17 protein-coding genes and 4 tRNA genes are annotated in these 14,947 nt (G+C 52.8%); 16 read left to right on the top strand and 5 right to left on the bottom strand.

Annotated elements, in window-relative coordinates; all coding sequences use genetic code 11:
• The first annotated feature begins 12 nt into the window (after positions 1-12).
• From FBF28_02140 to rpmG, 9 genes are all read left to right on the top strand, one after another.
• Positions 13-89, top strand: a tRNA-Thr gene (locus tag FBF28_02140).
• Positions 90-152: 63 nt separating this feature from the next.
• A tRNA-Tyr gene (locus tag FBF28_02135) sits at positions 153-237 on the top strand.
• A 90-nt stretch (positions 238-327) separates the two neighbouring features.
• Positions 328-711, top strand: a complete 384-nt coding sequence (locus FBF28_02130; GenBank protein QJU08358.1) for a hypothetical protein — start codon at positions 328-330, stop codon at positions 709-711.
• Between the two features lie 51 nt (positions 712-762).
• Positions 763-1,062: a hypothetical protein gene (locus FBF28_02125; protein ID QJU08357.1), complete on the top strand. Its 300-nt coding sequence runs from the start codon at positions 763-765 to the stop codon at positions 1,060-1,062.
• Between the two features lie 36 nt (positions 1,063-1,098).
• Positions 1,099-1,683, top strand: a complete 585-nt coding sequence (locus FBF28_02120) for a hypothetical protein (GenBank protein QJU08356.1) — start codon at positions 1,099-1,101, stop codon at positions 1,681-1,683.
• Positions 1,684-1,768: 85 nt separating this feature from the next.
• Positions 1,769-1,844: transfer RNA gene (locus tag FBF28_02115), tRNA-Thr, on the top strand.
• A gap of 28 nt (positions 1,845-1,872) precedes the next feature.
• The gene (locus FBF28_02110; protein QJU08355.1) at positions 1,873-2,391 is read left to right on the top strand and encodes an NUDIX domain-containing protein; all 519 of its coding nucleotides are present in this window, start codon (positions 1,873-1,875) and stop codon (positions 2,389-2,391) included.
• Between the two features lie 14 nt (positions 2,392-2,405).
• Complete coding sequence (locus FBF28_02105; protein ID QJU08354.1) at positions 2,406-3,770, top strand: hypothetical protein; 1,365 nt, start codon at positions 2,406-2,408, stop codon at positions 3,768-3,770.
• Between the two features lie 101 nt (positions 3,771-3,871).
• On the top strand, positions 3,872-4,090 hold the full coding sequence (rpmG, locus tag FBF28_02100; protein QJU08353.1) for a 50S ribosomal protein L33: 219 nt from the start codon (positions 3,872-3,874) through the stop codon (positions 4,088-4,090).
• A 96-nt stretch (positions 4,091-4,186) separates the two neighbouring features.
• Here rpmG and FBF28_02095 read toward each other — a convergent pair whose 3' ends face one another.
• The 4 genes from FBF28_02095 to FBF28_02080 form a co-directional block, all read right to left on the bottom strand.
• On the bottom strand, positions 4,187-5,911 hold the full coding sequence (locus tag FBF28_02095; protein ID QJU08352.1) for a hypothetical protein: 1,725 nt from the start codon (positions 5,909-5,911) through the stop codon (positions 4,187-4,189).
• The gene (locus tag FBF28_02090) at positions 5,911-7,128 is read right to left on the bottom strand and encodes an alpha-amylase (protein ID QJU08351.1); all 1,218 of its coding nucleotides are present in this window, start codon (positions 7,126-7,128) and stop codon (positions 5,911-5,913) included. The genes FBF28_02095 and FBF28_02090 overlap by 1 nt, the downstream gene beginning before the upstream one ends.
• Positions 7,119-8,330: a glycosyltransferase family 4 protein gene (locus FBF28_02085; protein QJU08350.1), complete on the bottom strand. Its 1,212-nt coding sequence runs from the start codon at positions 8,328-8,330 to the stop codon at positions 7,119-7,121. The genes FBF28_02090 and FBF28_02085 overlap by 10 nt, the downstream gene beginning before the upstream one ends.
• Positions 8,331-8,493: 163 nt before the next feature.
• Positions 8,494-8,568, bottom strand: a tRNA-Trp gene (locus FBF28_02080).
• A gap of 145 nt (positions 8,569-8,713) precedes the next feature.
• Between FBF28_02080 and FBF28_02075 the strand changes: the two genes are divergently transcribed.
• The 6 genes from FBF28_02075 to nusG all read left to right on the top strand — a co-directional run bounded on the left by FBF28_02075 (position 8,714) and on the right by nusG (position 13,828).
• Positions 8,714-10,249, top strand: a complete 1,536-nt coding sequence (locus FBF28_02075; protein ID QJU08349.1) for a DUF11 domain-containing protein — start codon at positions 8,714-8,716, stop codon at positions 10,247-10,249.
• A gap of 96 nt (positions 10,250-10,345) precedes the next feature.
• Positions 10,346-10,939 carry an ATP-binding protein gene (locus FBF28_02070; protein QJU08348.1) on the top strand — a complete coding sequence of 198 codons (594 nt, stop codon included), beginning with the start codon at positions 10,346-10,348 and terminating at the stop codon, positions 10,937-10,939.
• Positions 10,940-10,948: 9 nt separating this feature from the next.
• Complete coding sequence (locus FBF28_02065; protein ID QJU08347.1) at positions 10,949-11,647, top strand: M48 family metallopeptidase; 699 nt, start codon at positions 10,949-10,951, stop codon at positions 11,645-11,647.
• Between the two features lie 21 nt (positions 11,648-11,668).
• The gene (locus FBF28_02060) at positions 11,669-12,799 is read left to right on the top strand and encodes a hypothetical protein (protein ID QJU08346.1); all 1,131 of its coding nucleotides are present in this window, start codon (positions 11,669-11,671) and stop codon (positions 12,797-12,799) included.
• An 84-nt stretch (positions 12,800-12,883) separates the two neighbouring features.
• Positions 12,884-13,270 carry a preprotein translocase subunit SecE gene (secE, locus tag FBF28_02055; protein QJU08345.1) on the top strand — a complete coding sequence of 129 codons (387 nt, stop codon included), beginning with the start codon at positions 12,884-12,886 and terminating at the stop codon, positions 13,268-13,270.
• A 9-nt stretch (positions 13,271-13,279) separates the two neighbouring features.
• Positions 13,280-13,828: a transcription termination/antitermination protein NusG gene (gene nusG, locus FBF28_02050; GenBank protein ID QJU08344.1), complete on the top strand. Its 549-nt coding sequence runs from the start codon at positions 13,280-13,282 to the stop codon at positions 13,826-13,828.
• A gap of 39 nt (positions 13,829-13,867) precedes the next feature.
• On the opposite strand, the gene FBF28_02045 is transcribed toward nusG, so the two are convergent.
• Complete coding sequence (locus FBF28_02045) at positions 13,868-14,437, bottom strand: hypothetical protein (GenBank protein QJU08343.1); 570 nt, start codon at positions 14,435-14,437, stop codon at positions 13,868-13,870.
• Between the two features lie 66 nt (positions 14,438-14,503).
• Here FBF28_02045 and rplK point away from each other — a divergent pair, with 66 nt between their 5' ends.
• On the top strand, positions 14,504-14,929 hold the full coding sequence (gene rplK, locus FBF28_02040) for a 50S ribosomal protein L11 (GenBank protein QJU08342.1): 426 nt from the start codon (positions 14,504-14,506) through the stop codon (positions 14,927-14,929).
• Positions 14,930-14,947: the final 18 nt, after the last annotated feature.

Below are 14,947 nucleotides of genomic sequence, written 5' to 3'. Positions count from 1 at the left end.
ATCATTCAAGATGCCGATTTAGCTCAGCTGGTTAGAGCAGCTGTTTTGTAAACAGCAGGTCCTGGGTTCGAATCCCTGAATCGGCTCCATTTGCATCGCCCTCGCACCAAGCGTGTAAGAACATGCGGGCGCCGCGATGCAGCAAGCTTCATGCCGGAATCGTGTAGTGGCAATCACAGGAGACTGTAAATCTCCCGCCGTAAGGCTTCGTAGGTTCGAGTCCTACTTCCGGCACCATATTAGTTATGTCACAGAGAGCGTTAGCCGACGCTCTTTTTAAATTGAATTGTACCTGAGCAACATGGGTATTTTGTTATAATAAAAACTATGGAGAAGGGAAGAACAATACCCGAGAAGAAAACAGCACCCATTGGTGCGCTTGGATACGTTATTATAAATGCAACAGATAGTGAAAAATCGGCAAAGTTCTGGAGCGCCGTAACCGGCAGAGAGCTGGGTGATGTCTCACCGCCATACATTGATCTACCATCGACTAATAATGAGGATGGGGTAACAATTAGTATCCAACAGGTTCCCAATCAAGAATCTCTCGGGATGCATATCGATATTGTTGTCGATGATATTGACGAGGCTATTCAACAAATAATCGACCTTGGTGGAAAGCTCGTAGAAGAAAAGTCAGAAGGCAACTGGCGCTGGGTAGTTATGCAAGACCCCGATGGAAATAGGTTTTGCCTAGTGACTAACTAGCGACTATAGGTAACGTTGACTTTACTCATAAACAATGCTATAATTTCGAGCATGTTAGAGCTTATCAAGCGAGGGCTGATCACCTGGAACGAGCAGAAAAATCAGCGCCTCAAGTTACAGCAGGCCTACGTTGCCCTAGCCATCATCAGCTTAACGGTCGGCGGCGGGCTAATCCTGATCAGTAATTCAGCCGCACATCTGGCCGCCTCAATCGCCGGTATCGTCGGCGTGGTCTTCTTGGTCAATAGCGTCGCCTGGACGGTGTTGGACGCCATCATTGCGCCGCGCCTGCCACGGCCAGCCAAACCAACCCAAGCGCGCACCACAAAATCCACCCGCGCCTCGCACTGAGTTGCTCACAGCCGCCCGACATGCTATTATCAAATCATGAAACGATTTCCATTTGCTAAAACACTCAAAGCACTCTATAAACCATTACCGCGCATGCCCAAGCAGTCACGCCAAGCGGTCGCCGATAACCTTTGGATTGTCGCCGCACTGCTGGCAGTGGTGGCTGCCTTGTCGCTAAGTTCAGCCCTGTCATTACTATCACAAGCTGATCACATCTCGTTCTTTGGCGTTTCTATTTTTGTACCAAATATCGCCATCATCCGCTTGCAACAGATCATCACGCTGATCTTTGCCATCACCGAAATTGTCCTCTTTGGACTGGCCGTCTCACCGCTACGACGCAAGCAAACCCGAGGCTGGCTCTTTACTACCGCTGGCATTGTTGTTACGTTCCTTGCCACCGTTGTCACCTTTATTCTCAGCTTCTTCACTCATTACTACGATGTTGCGAGCGGAGTTGTTGCCATCGCTCTGGTCGTTGCTATGGGCTATGTGCTGAGTGAAATTGAATCCGAATTTGACTCAGACAAGGGCACCAGCGTAGCAGCCCATAAAGAACATACCAAAACAGCCGCACCAAAAGCCGCTGACACACCAGAGCAGACCAAGTCAGAGAAATAATCTCAACTCATCACCACCTTTGCATGGGCACACCGAGTATGCTACAATACGAATGTTGCTGCGCCGCTTTTGGGCGTAGCGATGTGCCGCGATAGCTCAGTTGGTAGAGCGCATCCATGGTAAGGATGAGGTCTCGGGTTCAAGCCCCGATCGTGGCTCCATTTTGATTTTAGATTATTTATACTAAACATGGATAAGCAATCGTCCGCCGCCTACATGCAACACGTTCGCGACCTTACGGCTAATTATCCACGCTTCGAAGATGGACGAGTTAACTATACTGATGAACGTGTGTGTTTTGTGTTAAACTGTGTTGTTGTCTCAGACGATCAAATCTTACTGACCAAACGTAGCAGTGAAGTTATCGCCTATCCGGGGCTGGTTAATGGCATATCCGGTTTTATCGACAATCCCGACCTCAGTATCGAAGACATCGCGTATGGTGAACTAGCCGAAGAGATCGGCATTTCAAAGCAACATATTATCCATATGAAGCTCAGCCGGCCATTTGTACAGATTGACCAGCAACTAGATCGTAAGTGGCATGTTGTTGCCGTCCTCGTTGAACTAGTAAGTACCGTTATGCCGCGACTTAATTGGGAAAATAAATCTGCCGCCTGGTTTAATCTCAAAGAAATTCCCAAGATGAAGCTAATGCCAGGTTTCGCCGAAACAGTGGAAGCAGCGTTAGCAATGCGCTACTTATAGGTTATAATAAACATATGCTTCACAACCTCACGCGCCAACTCGAAATGCTCGCCCAGGGCAACGAGGCGTACGCTGAGTTTAATCGGCGCATCGTCAATACCGAGATGCCAGTTATCGGCGTGCGCGTACCGGATTTGCGGCGGCTGGCGCGGAAGTTAGCACCTGATATGAGTGCAGCAGACATTAGCAAATTACTCACGGCCAAGAACGAATCATTTGAGTATGTACTGCTGTGCGGACTGCTGATCACGCACGCTCGACTTGATGATCAGACGGCGATTGAACTGACTCGAAACTATTTGCCGCGCGTTGATTCGTGGGCGCATATTGATGTATTTGTCGAGAAAAAGCGGCGCTTTGCTGGTGAAATGTGGTGGGATTTTGCGCTGGAGTGCCTACAGAGCGAAGCCGAGTTCACGGTGCGCTACGGCGTGATTTCTTTGATGACTAATTTCCTGGACGAAGCACACACCGATCAAGTTTTCGCGGCGCTGCGAGGAGTCAAACACGACGGCTATTACGTCAAAATGGCGCTAGCCTGGCTGTACGCGACGGCAGCGGTGCACTTCTTTGAGCTGACATTGGCGGAATTAGAAAGCGAACATATCGACACCTGGACGCGCAACAAAGCCTACCAAAAAATGCGCGAATCACGACGCTTCACGCCCGAGCAGCAACTAATAATATACTACCAAAAGGAGCAGTCAATGACCAGTAAACCAACCATTTCGATAGCAGAAATTACCAAGGCGCTGGACTTTCGCCACGCCTGCAAGAAATTTGACGCCGATAAAAAGATCACCGATGCGGACATGACGCTGATCCTTGAGGCAATTCGCCTGGCGCCAACTTCGTACGGTTTTGAGCAGTTCGACGTCATCGTCGCCCAAGATCAGCAGCTGCGTCAGGATCTGAAAAAATGCGCACCGATTAACAAGCCGCGCTTTGATGCCAGCCATTTCCTGATTTTTACCGCCAAGACGGCCGACGCGCTTAGCGACCACATCGATCACATACTCCGTGATGTGAAAAAAATGAATCTGGTCGAGCGCACCGCCTATAAAACATTCTGGAAGCAGTGGGCCAAGAAAGATTTCAAGCTGATGGACGCGCCTGACGGGCTGCACCAGTGGTCGGCGCACCAGGCGTACATCGCCCTCGGCTTTGCCATGCTGGTGGCAGCGGAGCGGGGGATTGACTCGTGTCCGATTGAGGGATTTTCGATTAATCAAGCGACAGAGGTACTGACAACTCACCAGCTCATCGACCCAGCCAAAGATCTGCCGGTTCTCATGCTCGCGCTCGGGTACGCCAGTCGTAGCGACCAGCCGCACCTGCGCAGCCGCCGGCCACTTGATGAGATGGTGCGCTGGTATTAGCCCGGGGGCAAGAGCAATTTTCCTTGTCAGCGCCCCTAGCGTTTTCTAATTATCTGTGCTATAATCGGTCAAGATTGTAAATAAACGTAACGAGTAAAGAGATGGCAAAGAAGAATACGAAGCGAAAGTTGATTGGTTTGGTCAGTAATTTGAGCGGTCACCGCACGTACTACACCACGGTCAATACCCAAAACCGTACCACTAAAGGGCAGGGCAAGTTGACGCTCCGAAAATACGACCCAGTGGCCCGCCAGCACGCAACCTACACTGAGACCAAGAAAAACCTTGGTCGCAACGAGGTCAAGCCGCGTAAAGGCTAATGACATCAGATCAAAACCGCTCCTCAGACAGGGGCGGTTTTTGGTTGTAGGCAAACGACCAAATCAGTAGGCCGGTTTAATTCTCATGCGCCGACCTCAGCGCTGGGCCACGATCATATCAAGCAGCGTATTGACATATTCAGCCGAAGCTACCACCGACGACGCGCTGTGCTCATTCACCACGCCAGTTTTCATAATGCGCCGCTCACGGATCAAGTCAACGATTCGCTCTGCTCGCGCCAGCTCTCCCGTCTCGATATAATATTGCGCCAGCCACAAACTAGCGACCACGCTACTATCTGGATCATCCGCCCGTCGCTTGAACAGACCGTCAACCACCGCTAATGTTTGTGTCGCCTCATTGACCAGTTGCCCCGTCCGCTCAGCCTCACCCTCAACGCCAAACATATAGGCAGCGTATACCGCATCCATCGTCATCTCGTCAGCATCATGCCCCGCCAGCTGCGTGTTAATATCATCAGCGCAGGTTCGCCACTGCACCGCATTGGCCGGGTCGTCATGTTGCTGCGCGAGTTCACTCGCCTGTTCCAGCGCCGCGCGTGATAACCGCCAAACGAACGCCGCGTCGTCGTCTGCCGCTGGATTATCCCAATTATCCGTCAAGAATGTCGCTACCTTGGCGGCCACCGACTGATATAGCTGCCGCGAGCGCTCCGCGCCAACTCGCGACGTGGCAAATTGACAGAAGATAAATAGTACCGCCGCCGCGTCCCTCAAGCGCATTGGCGGCCGGTCTTGACGCCACGCAGTATCAGTCGCCACCGGCTCACCATCCGTATAATACGCCGGTGCAAAGTAACCATCGGTCTCAAATATCCGCTGACAAGCTTCGAAAAACATCGCTGCCTCATTGCCATACCCCAGCCGGATTAATGGCCACAGCGCGAACGCTGCGTCGTGCAGACGACAATTGCCGGCTGAACCATCAGTCAGTATCAGCCCGTGCTCATCCACGTGGGCTCGCAGTGTCAACAGGGAATTAATAAAGGCCTTACGGTGTGGTAGCGGTAATTTCTGGGCCGCGCGAAAACCGGGACTCAGCCACTTGTGCCAAAAATCCGTTGTTCGTGCCAAGCCCCGCACCAGGCCGACACTACGCGTCTTTTCGTGCAGCCCCAGCGCTTCCTTGATCGACGTCCCGGCCGCGAGCCAGTAAGTGCAGCGATCCGACGCTAGCGCCGCCAGCCGCAGCGAGCAGCCCAGCACCGAGTCAGTCATGCCATATTCATGCGGACAGCCCGCCAGTTCGCCATCCTCCGCATCACGCCACGCTCCATCCAGCCCATCACCAAATCGCCCGACCGTCCACCGATCAAAATCACGCCCATCAAACGTCCGTAGGCCAGCGGCAAACACCCGCCGCCCACGATAATGTAGTAGTGCCCGTGAGGCCTCGACATACTGCGCACTGTCAATCGCTTGACCATCATCGTGCAGCCGGAACGCCTGATGCAAAAACAACCGCACCTGGCGCGTCTCAGTTCGCAGATTGACCACGTGAATATTGCGGCCGAACACATTGACCTTGCTATCAACAAAATCATCGCACTCCAGCACCAACCCCAGCCGCTCATGCTTGAGCACCGTGTGCGCCACCAGCGCTCCCTGCGGCAGCCGCATCGTCAGCCGCCACGCACCATCATCAATCCACGAAAACTCGCCGTCCACCCACACGCCGATCCGATGCGCGGCGTGACGATTCTGAACTTCGCGGCCAACGTGCGGGAACGACAGCGAACTCACTCGGCCAAACTGATCGAGCCTAATCGCCAACGTGCCATTTGCTAGTAGCACCGCCATCAAAACCTCTCGTACCGATGCGCGCTCAGCCGCCAGCGCACATCGCGAATTGCGTTAACATAATAGAGGAAGGCCTCGTACGGCGAATCATACGGACTGAAATAGGCGTGGACGTCGCCGTCAGTAAACCACTTGGTACACATATAGTAGAAATGATCAGACGACTGCAGTCGCCGCCAGTCAGCGATCAGCTGCTCGTCACCACTCCTCAGTACATCAGCCTCCAGCTCGTACAGATACCGCAGCGCCTCTTTCTGTAAATCGTTGCCGTTCCACGCCGTTAAATCGCGCTCACTATCCGCCCAGGTCACCGTCTCTGGCATACTAATCTCGCCAACCGGCTGATGCGCCGCCAACGCTTCTGACACCGTATAGAACGTATTACCACTAGCCTCGAGCCACGAGCTAACAAACTGATCAAAAAAGCTAAAAATACCGCTATCCGACCACTGATGCTCGCCAAAGGTTTCATAATCCATGAACAAATTAACCAGCGGTGCCTCGGCCGTCGCCTCCATCAGCCACGTCCGATATTTTTCCGCTGTCAGTGGCCAGCCCGCCCACGACCGATTGCTAAACCGAAAGGCAATATCGTCGCTCAGGCGATAATTCTTGAGCAGCAGCCCAATCTTGTCCGTGCCAACCGGCCGATACACATAATTCGGACTGCGCCAATCCAGCACCTCGTCCCAACCTTCGGCCAACACACCGCTAAAGCCAGCCACCTCCGCCCACTTAGCAAGGTCGTTGTTATACGCCAGCTCAGTATTCGCGAGCACCCTAGTCTCGACGCCAAACAGCTGACGTAGCTTCTGCTGATGGCGACGAATTTGTTCCTCAAACTCTGGCCGCGAATAAAAGAACGCCAGGCTGTGGTAATACGGGCTTGATACCAATTCAACCTTGCCGGTGGCGACCAGCCGCTTAAAGCTCTCAATCACCACTGGATTAAAGCGCTCCGCTTGCTCGAGGAACACACCGCTGATGCTTAGCGACAACTTGAAATCATGATGCCGCCTGAGTAGTTCCTCCAACAGGGCATTCATCCGTAGATACGACTTCTCGGCGACTTTGTAAAAAATCAGCTCGTTGTTTTGGGCTGGATCATTCGTCTCGAAATAATCATGCCGCGCCGCCACGTCAAAAATACTGTATCGTCGCACCCGCCATGGCTGATGTACGTGGAGATAGAGGGTGATGCCTCGACTCATGCCCACCTCCTTTCGGCCGACGCTTGATATAGCGCGACGCACCGCTCCGCAGCATCCCGCCACGACAGCCGAGCGTATTCATCCTTGACATTACGCTTTAACGCCGATTGCAAGCCTGGCGAGCGCGCAATATTGACGATCTCATCTGCCAGCTTATCAACATCCCAATAGTCAAACCGCATGATGTTATGGAGCACCTCGCCAACACCCGATTGCTTACTGATGAGTAGCGCCGTATCGTGATGCGCTGCCTCTAGCGCCGTCAGCCCAAACGGTTCTGACACCGAACTCATGATAAATATATCGATCAGGTAATAGGCATCGCGCCACTGCTTGCCACGAACAAAGCCGGTAAAAATTACTCGGTCGCTCACACCCAGCCGCGCGGCTAAGGCCACCAATTCATCCCGCTGCTCGCCATCGCCCGATAGCAAAAATGCGATCTTGTCGTAGCGCTCTAGCGCTCTGGCTACCGCCCGCACAAAGTAGGTCAGCCCTTTCTGTACCGTCAGCCGCGTCAACGCACCAACGATGGTATAGCCATCAGTCTTGAGATCCTCGAGGTATTTATATGTCGCTACGTCGTACTCATGTGGCGGTAGATCAGCCAGGTCAATCGCATTATATACTACCTCAATTTTATCCGGTGGAATGTGATAATTCTTGACAATCATATCCTTGGTAATACGGCTAACCGCGATAATTCGATCAGCCATCATCAGCCCCTGCTGCTCAATCTCATGCACCAAGGGATTACCCGAATGTTCGCCCGAACGATCAAACTCAGTGGCGTGCACATGAACGATCAGTGGCGCGCCCGACACCTCCTTGGCGATCACGCCAGCCTCCATCGTCAGCCAGTCGTGAGCATGAATGGCATCTGGTGGACGTGACTGAGCGAGCCGCCTGACGAACTTACCATAGCGACGCTGCAGCCGACGCATCGGTTCAAGCCCGTGCTCATCGCTATCCTCAGTATCTGGCGTGACACCATGATCGTACGCCCCAAGATCATGATAGCCCGGCGGCAGCGGCGAGGCCGCATGAATGTTCATATGGGTAATATTCGGATGCTCGGCCGTGTAGGGCACAACAAAATCAATAGCAATACCATGCGCTGCCAGCGCCTTTGACATCTGGTAACACGCCACACCGAGGCCGCCACAATTGTGCGGAGGAAGCTCCCACCCTAGCATCAAAATTCTCATCTTATTTACAGTATAGACCGCCGCTTATGCTTTTTCAAGCACATCTGGCAATTTTTCACGAGATCAAGGTATTATTTTCACAAGAGACGAATTGATATGCGCCGTCAATTCTACAGCAAGCCATTAAAAAACGACTTTCATCAAGTCGTCACGCCATAAATTGTGGCAGGGGCAGTAGGAGTCGAACCTACCTCTGCGGTTTTGGAGACCGCCATTCTAGCCGATGAACTATGCCCCTATCGTCCCGCTAACGGGTTAGCGTATCTATTATAACAGAAAAAAATATTCTGCAAACTAACCATTTTGAAAAAATATGATATAAGTTATTGACAAAATAATGCTTGTGTGATAATATTGGAGAAACAACCAGTGAGGAGGATGTTATGAAATTAAGTACAAAGCTTAAGATCGTGGCGCTGTCGCTGGTCGCTGCTTTCGGAGCAGGACTGGTCTACTACGCCAACGCAGAAACAATTGACAATACCCGCGACTGTGACAAGTACGCCGTGGTGTATTGTGGTACCATGTCGGTACAAGAGATGCGCGAACGATATTTCAACAAAGGCGTATCAACAATTTATGGCGCGTTCGGTATTTCCTACGAGATGCTGAGCGGCAACTACGCTAATGGCGCAGTCTACCGTAACGGCGAGGTTCGCCTCGACAACGGCACCGTTGTCGCCACCAACGCTCGGACAGCCATCCGCAACATCAGCGGCGGCACACCGATCTCAGGCACCAACGCCAAGGTCGTCCCAGCCAGCCGCATGGGTAGCGCACAGCAGGCATTTATCCGACTTGATGAGCAGGGCCGCTTTAAGTTCGCCATCATGACACCGTGCGGTAACCCGGTTGTCGCCACCAACGTTGTTGTGCCACCAAAACCGAAACCACAGCCAGTGGCTACTTGTAAAGCACTTGACCAGCCAGTCATTAATCGTCAGACTAACACGGTCGCCCTGAAGGCTCACGCAACAGTCGAGAATGGCGCAACTGTCAAGTCATACACCTTTAGCATCACCGATGCTTCAGGCAAGGAAGTCTTCTCACGCAGCAACACTACTTCAGCGCTGACCAGCGAGACCAGCGCTACCATCAAGGAAGCGGGCACTTACACCGCTCGCGTCACAGTTACAACCAGCCTTGGTGATCGCACCAGCAACGACTGTGTCAAGCAGTTCACCATCCAGCCAGAAACGCCAAAGGCTAACCCTGGCATCAAAATCGAGAAAAAGGTTGATGGCCTCAAGCACAAGACCGTCCAAGTCGGCAACGAATTCCCATACCAGGTAACCGTCACTAACACCGGTAACGTTGACCTAAAGAACGCTGTTGTCACCGACAATGCGCCACAAGGTGTTACCTTCCTGAAAGCATCTGAGGGCACCATCCAGAACAATACCTGGAAAGCAACAATTGCTGAACTCAAGCAGGGTGCATCAAAGACCTTTACTATCACGGCAACCATCAAAGAACAAGTTACTGGCAAGGTCGTCAACACCGCCTGCGTTGATACCCCAGAGATTCCTGGCGACAAAGACGGCTGTGACAATGCCACGGTTGATGTACCAGAAAAAGTCGAGGCCTGCAACGTTCAAACTGGCGTCATCGAGAAAGTCGAGAAGGGCAAAGAGAACACACCACCATACACCACTGATCTGAGCAAGTGTGAAAAGATCAAGGTCTGTGACGTCACTACCAAGACCATCCGCGAAGTTACCAAGAAAGAAGCTGAAGACACTAAGCGGTTCGTCGGTATCGACAGCGAAGAGTGTAGTCCAAAGCCAACCACCCCAACCCCACCAACACCAACCGCACTACCACGAACTGGTATGACTGACATGGTACTCGGCGGCCTGGGTCTCGGTGCACTGGTTACCTCAGCCCTAGCATACGTCGCCAGCCGACGCCAACTGTAAGAGACTGACCGCTCCGAGAATCTATATTCTGAAGCGCGAGGTTTCAGGCGAGAATCCCCCTTGGATAAGGGGGATTTTTTGTGTATACTAACATATATGAAACCTTTGCAACTTTCTTCTCCTCACATCATTGCCATGGTGGGCGTGCCGGGGGCGGGCAAGTCGCAATTTGCGGCTGAGTTTTCTGAGATGTTTCATGCGCCGCATTTGGACTCTGGTATCTTAGCGGCATTATCCGATGATGAGGCGGCTGTTAATTATGCGAGCGGCACCCTGCTCAAAGAATTGATGAAGACCCATCAAACCATCGTGTTTGAAGGGGCAACGGAGAAGCGAGCCTGGCGGGTTGAGCTCGCCAAGACAGCCCGTGCTGCTGGTTATAAGATTCTCTTTGTCTGGGTACAAACCGACCTCGCTACCGCCAAAATGCGCTGGCTCAAGGCCAACGATAACGACGAGGCGGCATTTGATACTAAGATCAAACAATTCTCATCGCCGCACCCCAGCGAGCCATGCGTCGTCATCAGTGGTCGTCACACCTATAACACCCAAGCGCGCACCTTGCTCAAGCGCCTGGCTGACGTGCGCCCGAATACTACAGCCGCTCCAACCCAACCACAGGCCGCCCAGGCTGATACCTCCAAGCGCCGTCCGCAACGTCCAGTGTTCAGTCGTATTCGCGTTAGCTAGGAGTTATACATGCCAACCATTACTGATGCTGAGTTTGGCGAAATCACGGTGAGGCGCTCGCACTTGGCGCGTCAGGCGTCACTGAAAGTCGCGCCAAACGGGCAGCTGCGGATCAGCTTGCCGACGTATGCACCGCTGCTCGCCGCAAAAATGCTCATCAAATCATCCCGGCCGCGTATTCGCGAGCTCCTGAGCGAGCATCAACAAGGTCACTACTACATGCACGACCAATCAATTGGTAAAAGCCACCACCTGATTATCGAGACCCAGCCTGCGCTCACCGAACTCATTATCAAGCGCTCCGGCACCCGCATCCTCGTCAAGCTACCGCCCAGCACCGACATCGCTACTCCAGCCATCCAGCAGCGCATTCGCGAAGTCGTCATCACAGCGCTACGCAAGGAAGCCAAAAGTTACCTGCCACGGCGGCTGAAGTTCCTGGCCGAGGAACACGGCTTTTCCTATCAAACCGTCAAGCTGACGCACGCCTCCAGCCGTTGGGGCAGCTGCTCGTCGCGCGGCACGATTAGCCTGAACATCGCACTGATGAACCTGCCGTTTGAGCTGCTTGATTATGTGCTGATACATGAGCTAGCTCACACCCGCCAAATGAATCACTCCGACGCCTTTTGGCGAGAGGTTGCGGCCATCGACCCAGCCTACAAAACACACCGAGCGGCACTGAAAAACCATACACCGCACGTGTAGCGTGTGCTATACTAAAATCATATGAAACAAGGGATGGGCACGTGGCGCATGGGGCGCAGTCAGCAATGCGGACGCGATGAGACGAAAGCCGCGCCAGAGCATAGCCAGATGATGACATTGGTAAACAGCTTGACTGATGCGGTGCTAAGCACTGATGCTCACGGCGTGATCACGATTTATAATGCGGCGATGATCGGCCTACTGGACACCAACGCCACACTCCATGGCCACCACATTAACGAGATATTTCAATTACAGACGCTCGGTAGAACGCCAATCAATGTATTTGAAGAACTGAGCAAATCGCCGTCAATCCGTACTCGTGACGATCTGATCATGCCGCTCAGTGATGGCGATCATTTGCGACTGGAGGCAACCTTTGCGCCGATTTTGGGCGGCAGCTCGAGTACTGACGGTTATGTGCTGATTCTGCGTGACGTCACCAAGATAAAAAGTCTCGAAGAGGAGCGTGATGAGTTTATCAGTGTCGTTAGCCACGAACTGCGCACACCGGTAGCCATTGCCGAGGGAGCGCTTGATAACGCTCGACTGCTCGCCGAGAAAGGCTACACCCAAAAGGTACACGAAGCACTGGTGGCGGCGCACGATCAAGTGATGTTCCTCGCTAAAATGATCAATGACCTTGGCACCCTATCGCGCGCTGAACGTGGGGCGGCGGACGAGACGGAGACGATTAATCTGATGGAGCTGGCTAGCACGTTACACAGTGAGTTTGCGCCGCGAGCGGCTGAGAAGGGGTTGCGGTTTGACCTCGATGTGAGTGCGCAGATTGGTGTAATCAAGGTTTCGCGGCTGTACTTGACCGAGCTATTACAAAACTTCATCATAAACGCCATTAAATACACGCCTCGTGGCGGGGTGACGCTGCGGATGCACCGGCGTAACGGTGCCGTACAATTTGCGGTAATCGATACCGGGATAGGCATCGGCAAGACTGACCAAAAAAAGATTTTCCAGCGATTTTACCGGGCCGAGGATTATCGCACCCGCGAGACCAGCGGCACCGGACTGGGACTGTACGTTGCGAGCAAATTGGCGCACAAACTCGGCTGCACCATCTCTGTCAAAAGCCGACTCAATCATGGCTCAACATTTAGCTTTGAGCTGGCTGATCCGCCCACGTCCGCGTGAGACCGCCCTTGCAATCACGGCCCGGACACGCTACAATAGACTTGACAGTCTGCTAAGAAGCAGACTTTTAAATTGGGAGAAACTATGGCACAAAAAAACGCAGCAGAATCAAAGACGAGAGTTCGCCGCATCACCGCGAAAGATGACGAGACGAAGCAGCCGTCACCACATAAATCAAAAGCAACTACAACCACCAAAAAAACCACCAGTAAGACCGCCAAAAAAACGGTGACAGCGACCAGCACCTCACCAAAACAACCAAAAACCACGGCCAAAAAATCCGCCAAAAAATCAGGCGACGTTGGCTATTTCAAGGGCGCGTGGCAGGAGCTCAAGCTGGTACGCTGGCCGACTCGCTCAGCAACCTGGAGCATGACGGCAGCAGTGCTGGTGTTTACGTTGATCTTCGTGGTGCTGATCTTGCTGCTTGACGCCGGCTTTAACTGGGGCTTTAATCAAATTTTGAAATAGGAAAGGGAAATTATGTCATCAAATCGCTACGATTCAACTCGCTCGTGGTACGCCATTCACACCTACTCGGGCTACGAGGAAAAGGTTGCTGAATCCATCCGCCAGCGCATCAACGGCGTCGACATGGCCGACAAAATCTTCGACGTCATGGTGCCGAAAGAAAAGCAAATTCAGATCAAAAACGGCAAGCGCAAGGTTGTCGATGCCAAGATCTTTCAGGGCTATGTGTTGGTCGAGATGAAGCTGACCGACGAGACCTGGTACATTGTCCGCAACACGCCGGGTGTGACTGGCTTCGTTGGTGCTGACACCACGCCAACACCGGTGTCGGACAAAGAAATTGCCAAAATCAAAAAGCGCATGGGTGTCGAAGAACCAAAGCATCAGATCGATTTCTCAGTCGGTGAAGTGGTCTCCATCATTGACGGGCCGTTCAAAGGCTTTGATGGGTCAATCGCAGAAATTGATGCCATCAAGGGCAAAATTAAAGTTATGGTCAGCATGTTTGGCCGCGATACACCGGTCGAGCTGGACGCGCTGCAGGTCAAGAAAGTCTAGCCACCTGATCATCTGGCTGCGCGGTGATACACCACCAAGCTACCAGACATCTTTGGCTTCAACTACCTCGCTACTTTTGGCGAGGTAGTGTTGTGTGGCAAAGAGGACTAGCGCCACCGTAATCATCCCCAGCAGCACCGCCGCGATCGGCCACTGCCTAGCATCATACATCGCCATGATCAGCACTGGCACCGTCCCGATGCCACACGCCAATATCTTGCCGAACAACAGGGTCGCCAGCGTCACTTGGCTGTGACATAATCGAATGCTGCGCTTCAATAGATACGAGCCGCAGCGCCCCAGCCAATACGGCAGCATCACCACCACACCCAAAACCGCCACCGTCATTACCGACATCAGTACCAGCTGCACCACCTGAAGGAGAAACGGTACCGCACGAGGCGTCGTATCGCTCGGCGTGGTCGGCGGGGTGGGTGCCGGCTGGACTGTCTCTGGCGATACACCGAGCTGCATGAGTAGGCCACTACGCGCCAGCCACAACAACCCAGCACCGACGATAACCGCATAAGTGAAGATTAACAGGCTGTAGGCGAGCGCCCCAAACATGTTGATCAGGCGACGAACCGGCTTGATGCTGCGAGCGTTCATGCTTGTATTCTAGCACAATTTTCGTTATAATACAGTGGTTACGCACGGAAAAAATAAGAGGAAACTATGGCAAAGAAAGTTATCGGTAATCTAAAATTACGCATCCCTGCCGGACGAGCAACCGCCGGGCCACCAGTCGGCTCAACCCTCGGTCAGTGGGGGCTGAACATGATGGATTTCATCAATCCATTCAATGACGCCACCAAAGATATGATGGGCAAGGACGTTATCGTCCATATTCAGGTGTTCGAAGACCGCACCTTTACGTGGAAATCGCTTGGTCAGCCAGTCGATGACATGATCCGCGAAAAAGCCGGCATTCAAAAGGGTTCAGGCAAGCCGCACGCCGAGAAAGTTGGCACAATCACTCGCGCTCAGCTTCAGGAAATTGCTGAAGCAAAAATGGATCAGCTAAACGCCATCGACATCGAAGGCGCGATGAAAGTCGTTGCTGGTTCCGCTCGCTCAATGGGCGTAGAAGTCGCCGACTAATTTACGTCTTGTTCATCC

The organism is Candidatus Saccharibacteria bacterium oral taxon 488 (genome assembly GCA_013099195.1).
Classification (GTDB): Bacteria; Patescibacteriota; Saccharimonadia; order Saccharimonadales; family Saccharimonadaceae; genus Nanosynbacter.
Note: the sequence above shows the minus strand (reverse complement) of the source record. Positions and strands in the feature narration are given on the sequence as shown.

Coding starts and splice junctions, on each gene's coding strand:
- FBF28_02130 (QJU08358.1), top strand. CDS start 328: ATGGAGAAGGGAAGAACAATACCCGAGAAGAAAACAGCACCCATTGGT.
- FBF28_02125 (QJU08357.1), top strand. CDS start 763: ATGTTAGAGCTTATCAAGCGAGGGCTGATCACCTGGAACGAGCAGAAA.
- FBF28_02120 (QJU08356.1), top strand. CDS start 1,099: ATGAAACGATTTCCATTTGCTAAAACACTCAAAGCACTCTATAAACCA.
- FBF28_02110 (QJU08355.1), top strand. CDS start 1,873: ATGGATAAGCAATCGTCCGCCGCCTACATGCAACACGTTCGCGACCTT.
- FBF28_02105 (QJU08354.1), top strand. CDS start 2,406: ATGCTTCACAACCTCACGCGCCAACTCGAAATGCTCGCCCAGGGCAAC.
- rpmG (QJU08353.1), top strand. CDS start 3,872: ATGGCAAAGAAGAATACGAAGCGAAAGTTGATTGGTTTGGTCAGTAAT.
- FBF28_02095 (QJU08352.1), bottom strand. CDS start 5,911: ATGGCGGTGCTACTAGCAAATGGCACGTTGGCGATTAGGCTCGATCAG.
- FBF28_02085 (QJU08350.1), bottom strand. CDS start 8,330: ATGAGAATTTTGATGCTAGGGTGGGAGCTTCCTCCGCACAATTGTGGC.
- FBF28_02075 (QJU08349.1), top strand. CDS start 8,714: ATGAAATTAAGTACAAAGCTTAAGATCGTGGCGCTGTCGCTGGTCGCT.
- FBF28_02070 (QJU08348.1), top strand. CDS start 10,346: ATGAAACCTTTGCAACTTTCTTCTCCTCACATCATTGCCATGGTGGGC.
- FBF28_02065 (QJU08347.1), top strand. CDS start 10,949: ATGCCAACCATTACTGATGCTGAGTTTGGCGAAATCACGGTGAGGCGC.
- FBF28_02060 (QJU08346.1), top strand. CDS start 11,669: ATGAAACAAGGGATGGGCACGTGGCGCATGGGGCGCAGTCAGCAATGC.
- secE (QJU08345.1), top strand. CDS start 12,884: ATGGCACAAAAAAACGCAGCAGAATCAAAGACGAGAGTTCGCCGCATC.
- FBF28_02045 (QJU08343.1), bottom strand. CDS start 14,437: ATGAACGCTCGCAGCATCAAGCCGGTTCGTCGCCTGATCAACATGTTT.
- rplK (QJU08342.1), top strand. CDS start 14,504: ATGGCAAAGAAAGTTATCGGTAATCTAAAATTACGCATCCCTGCCGGA.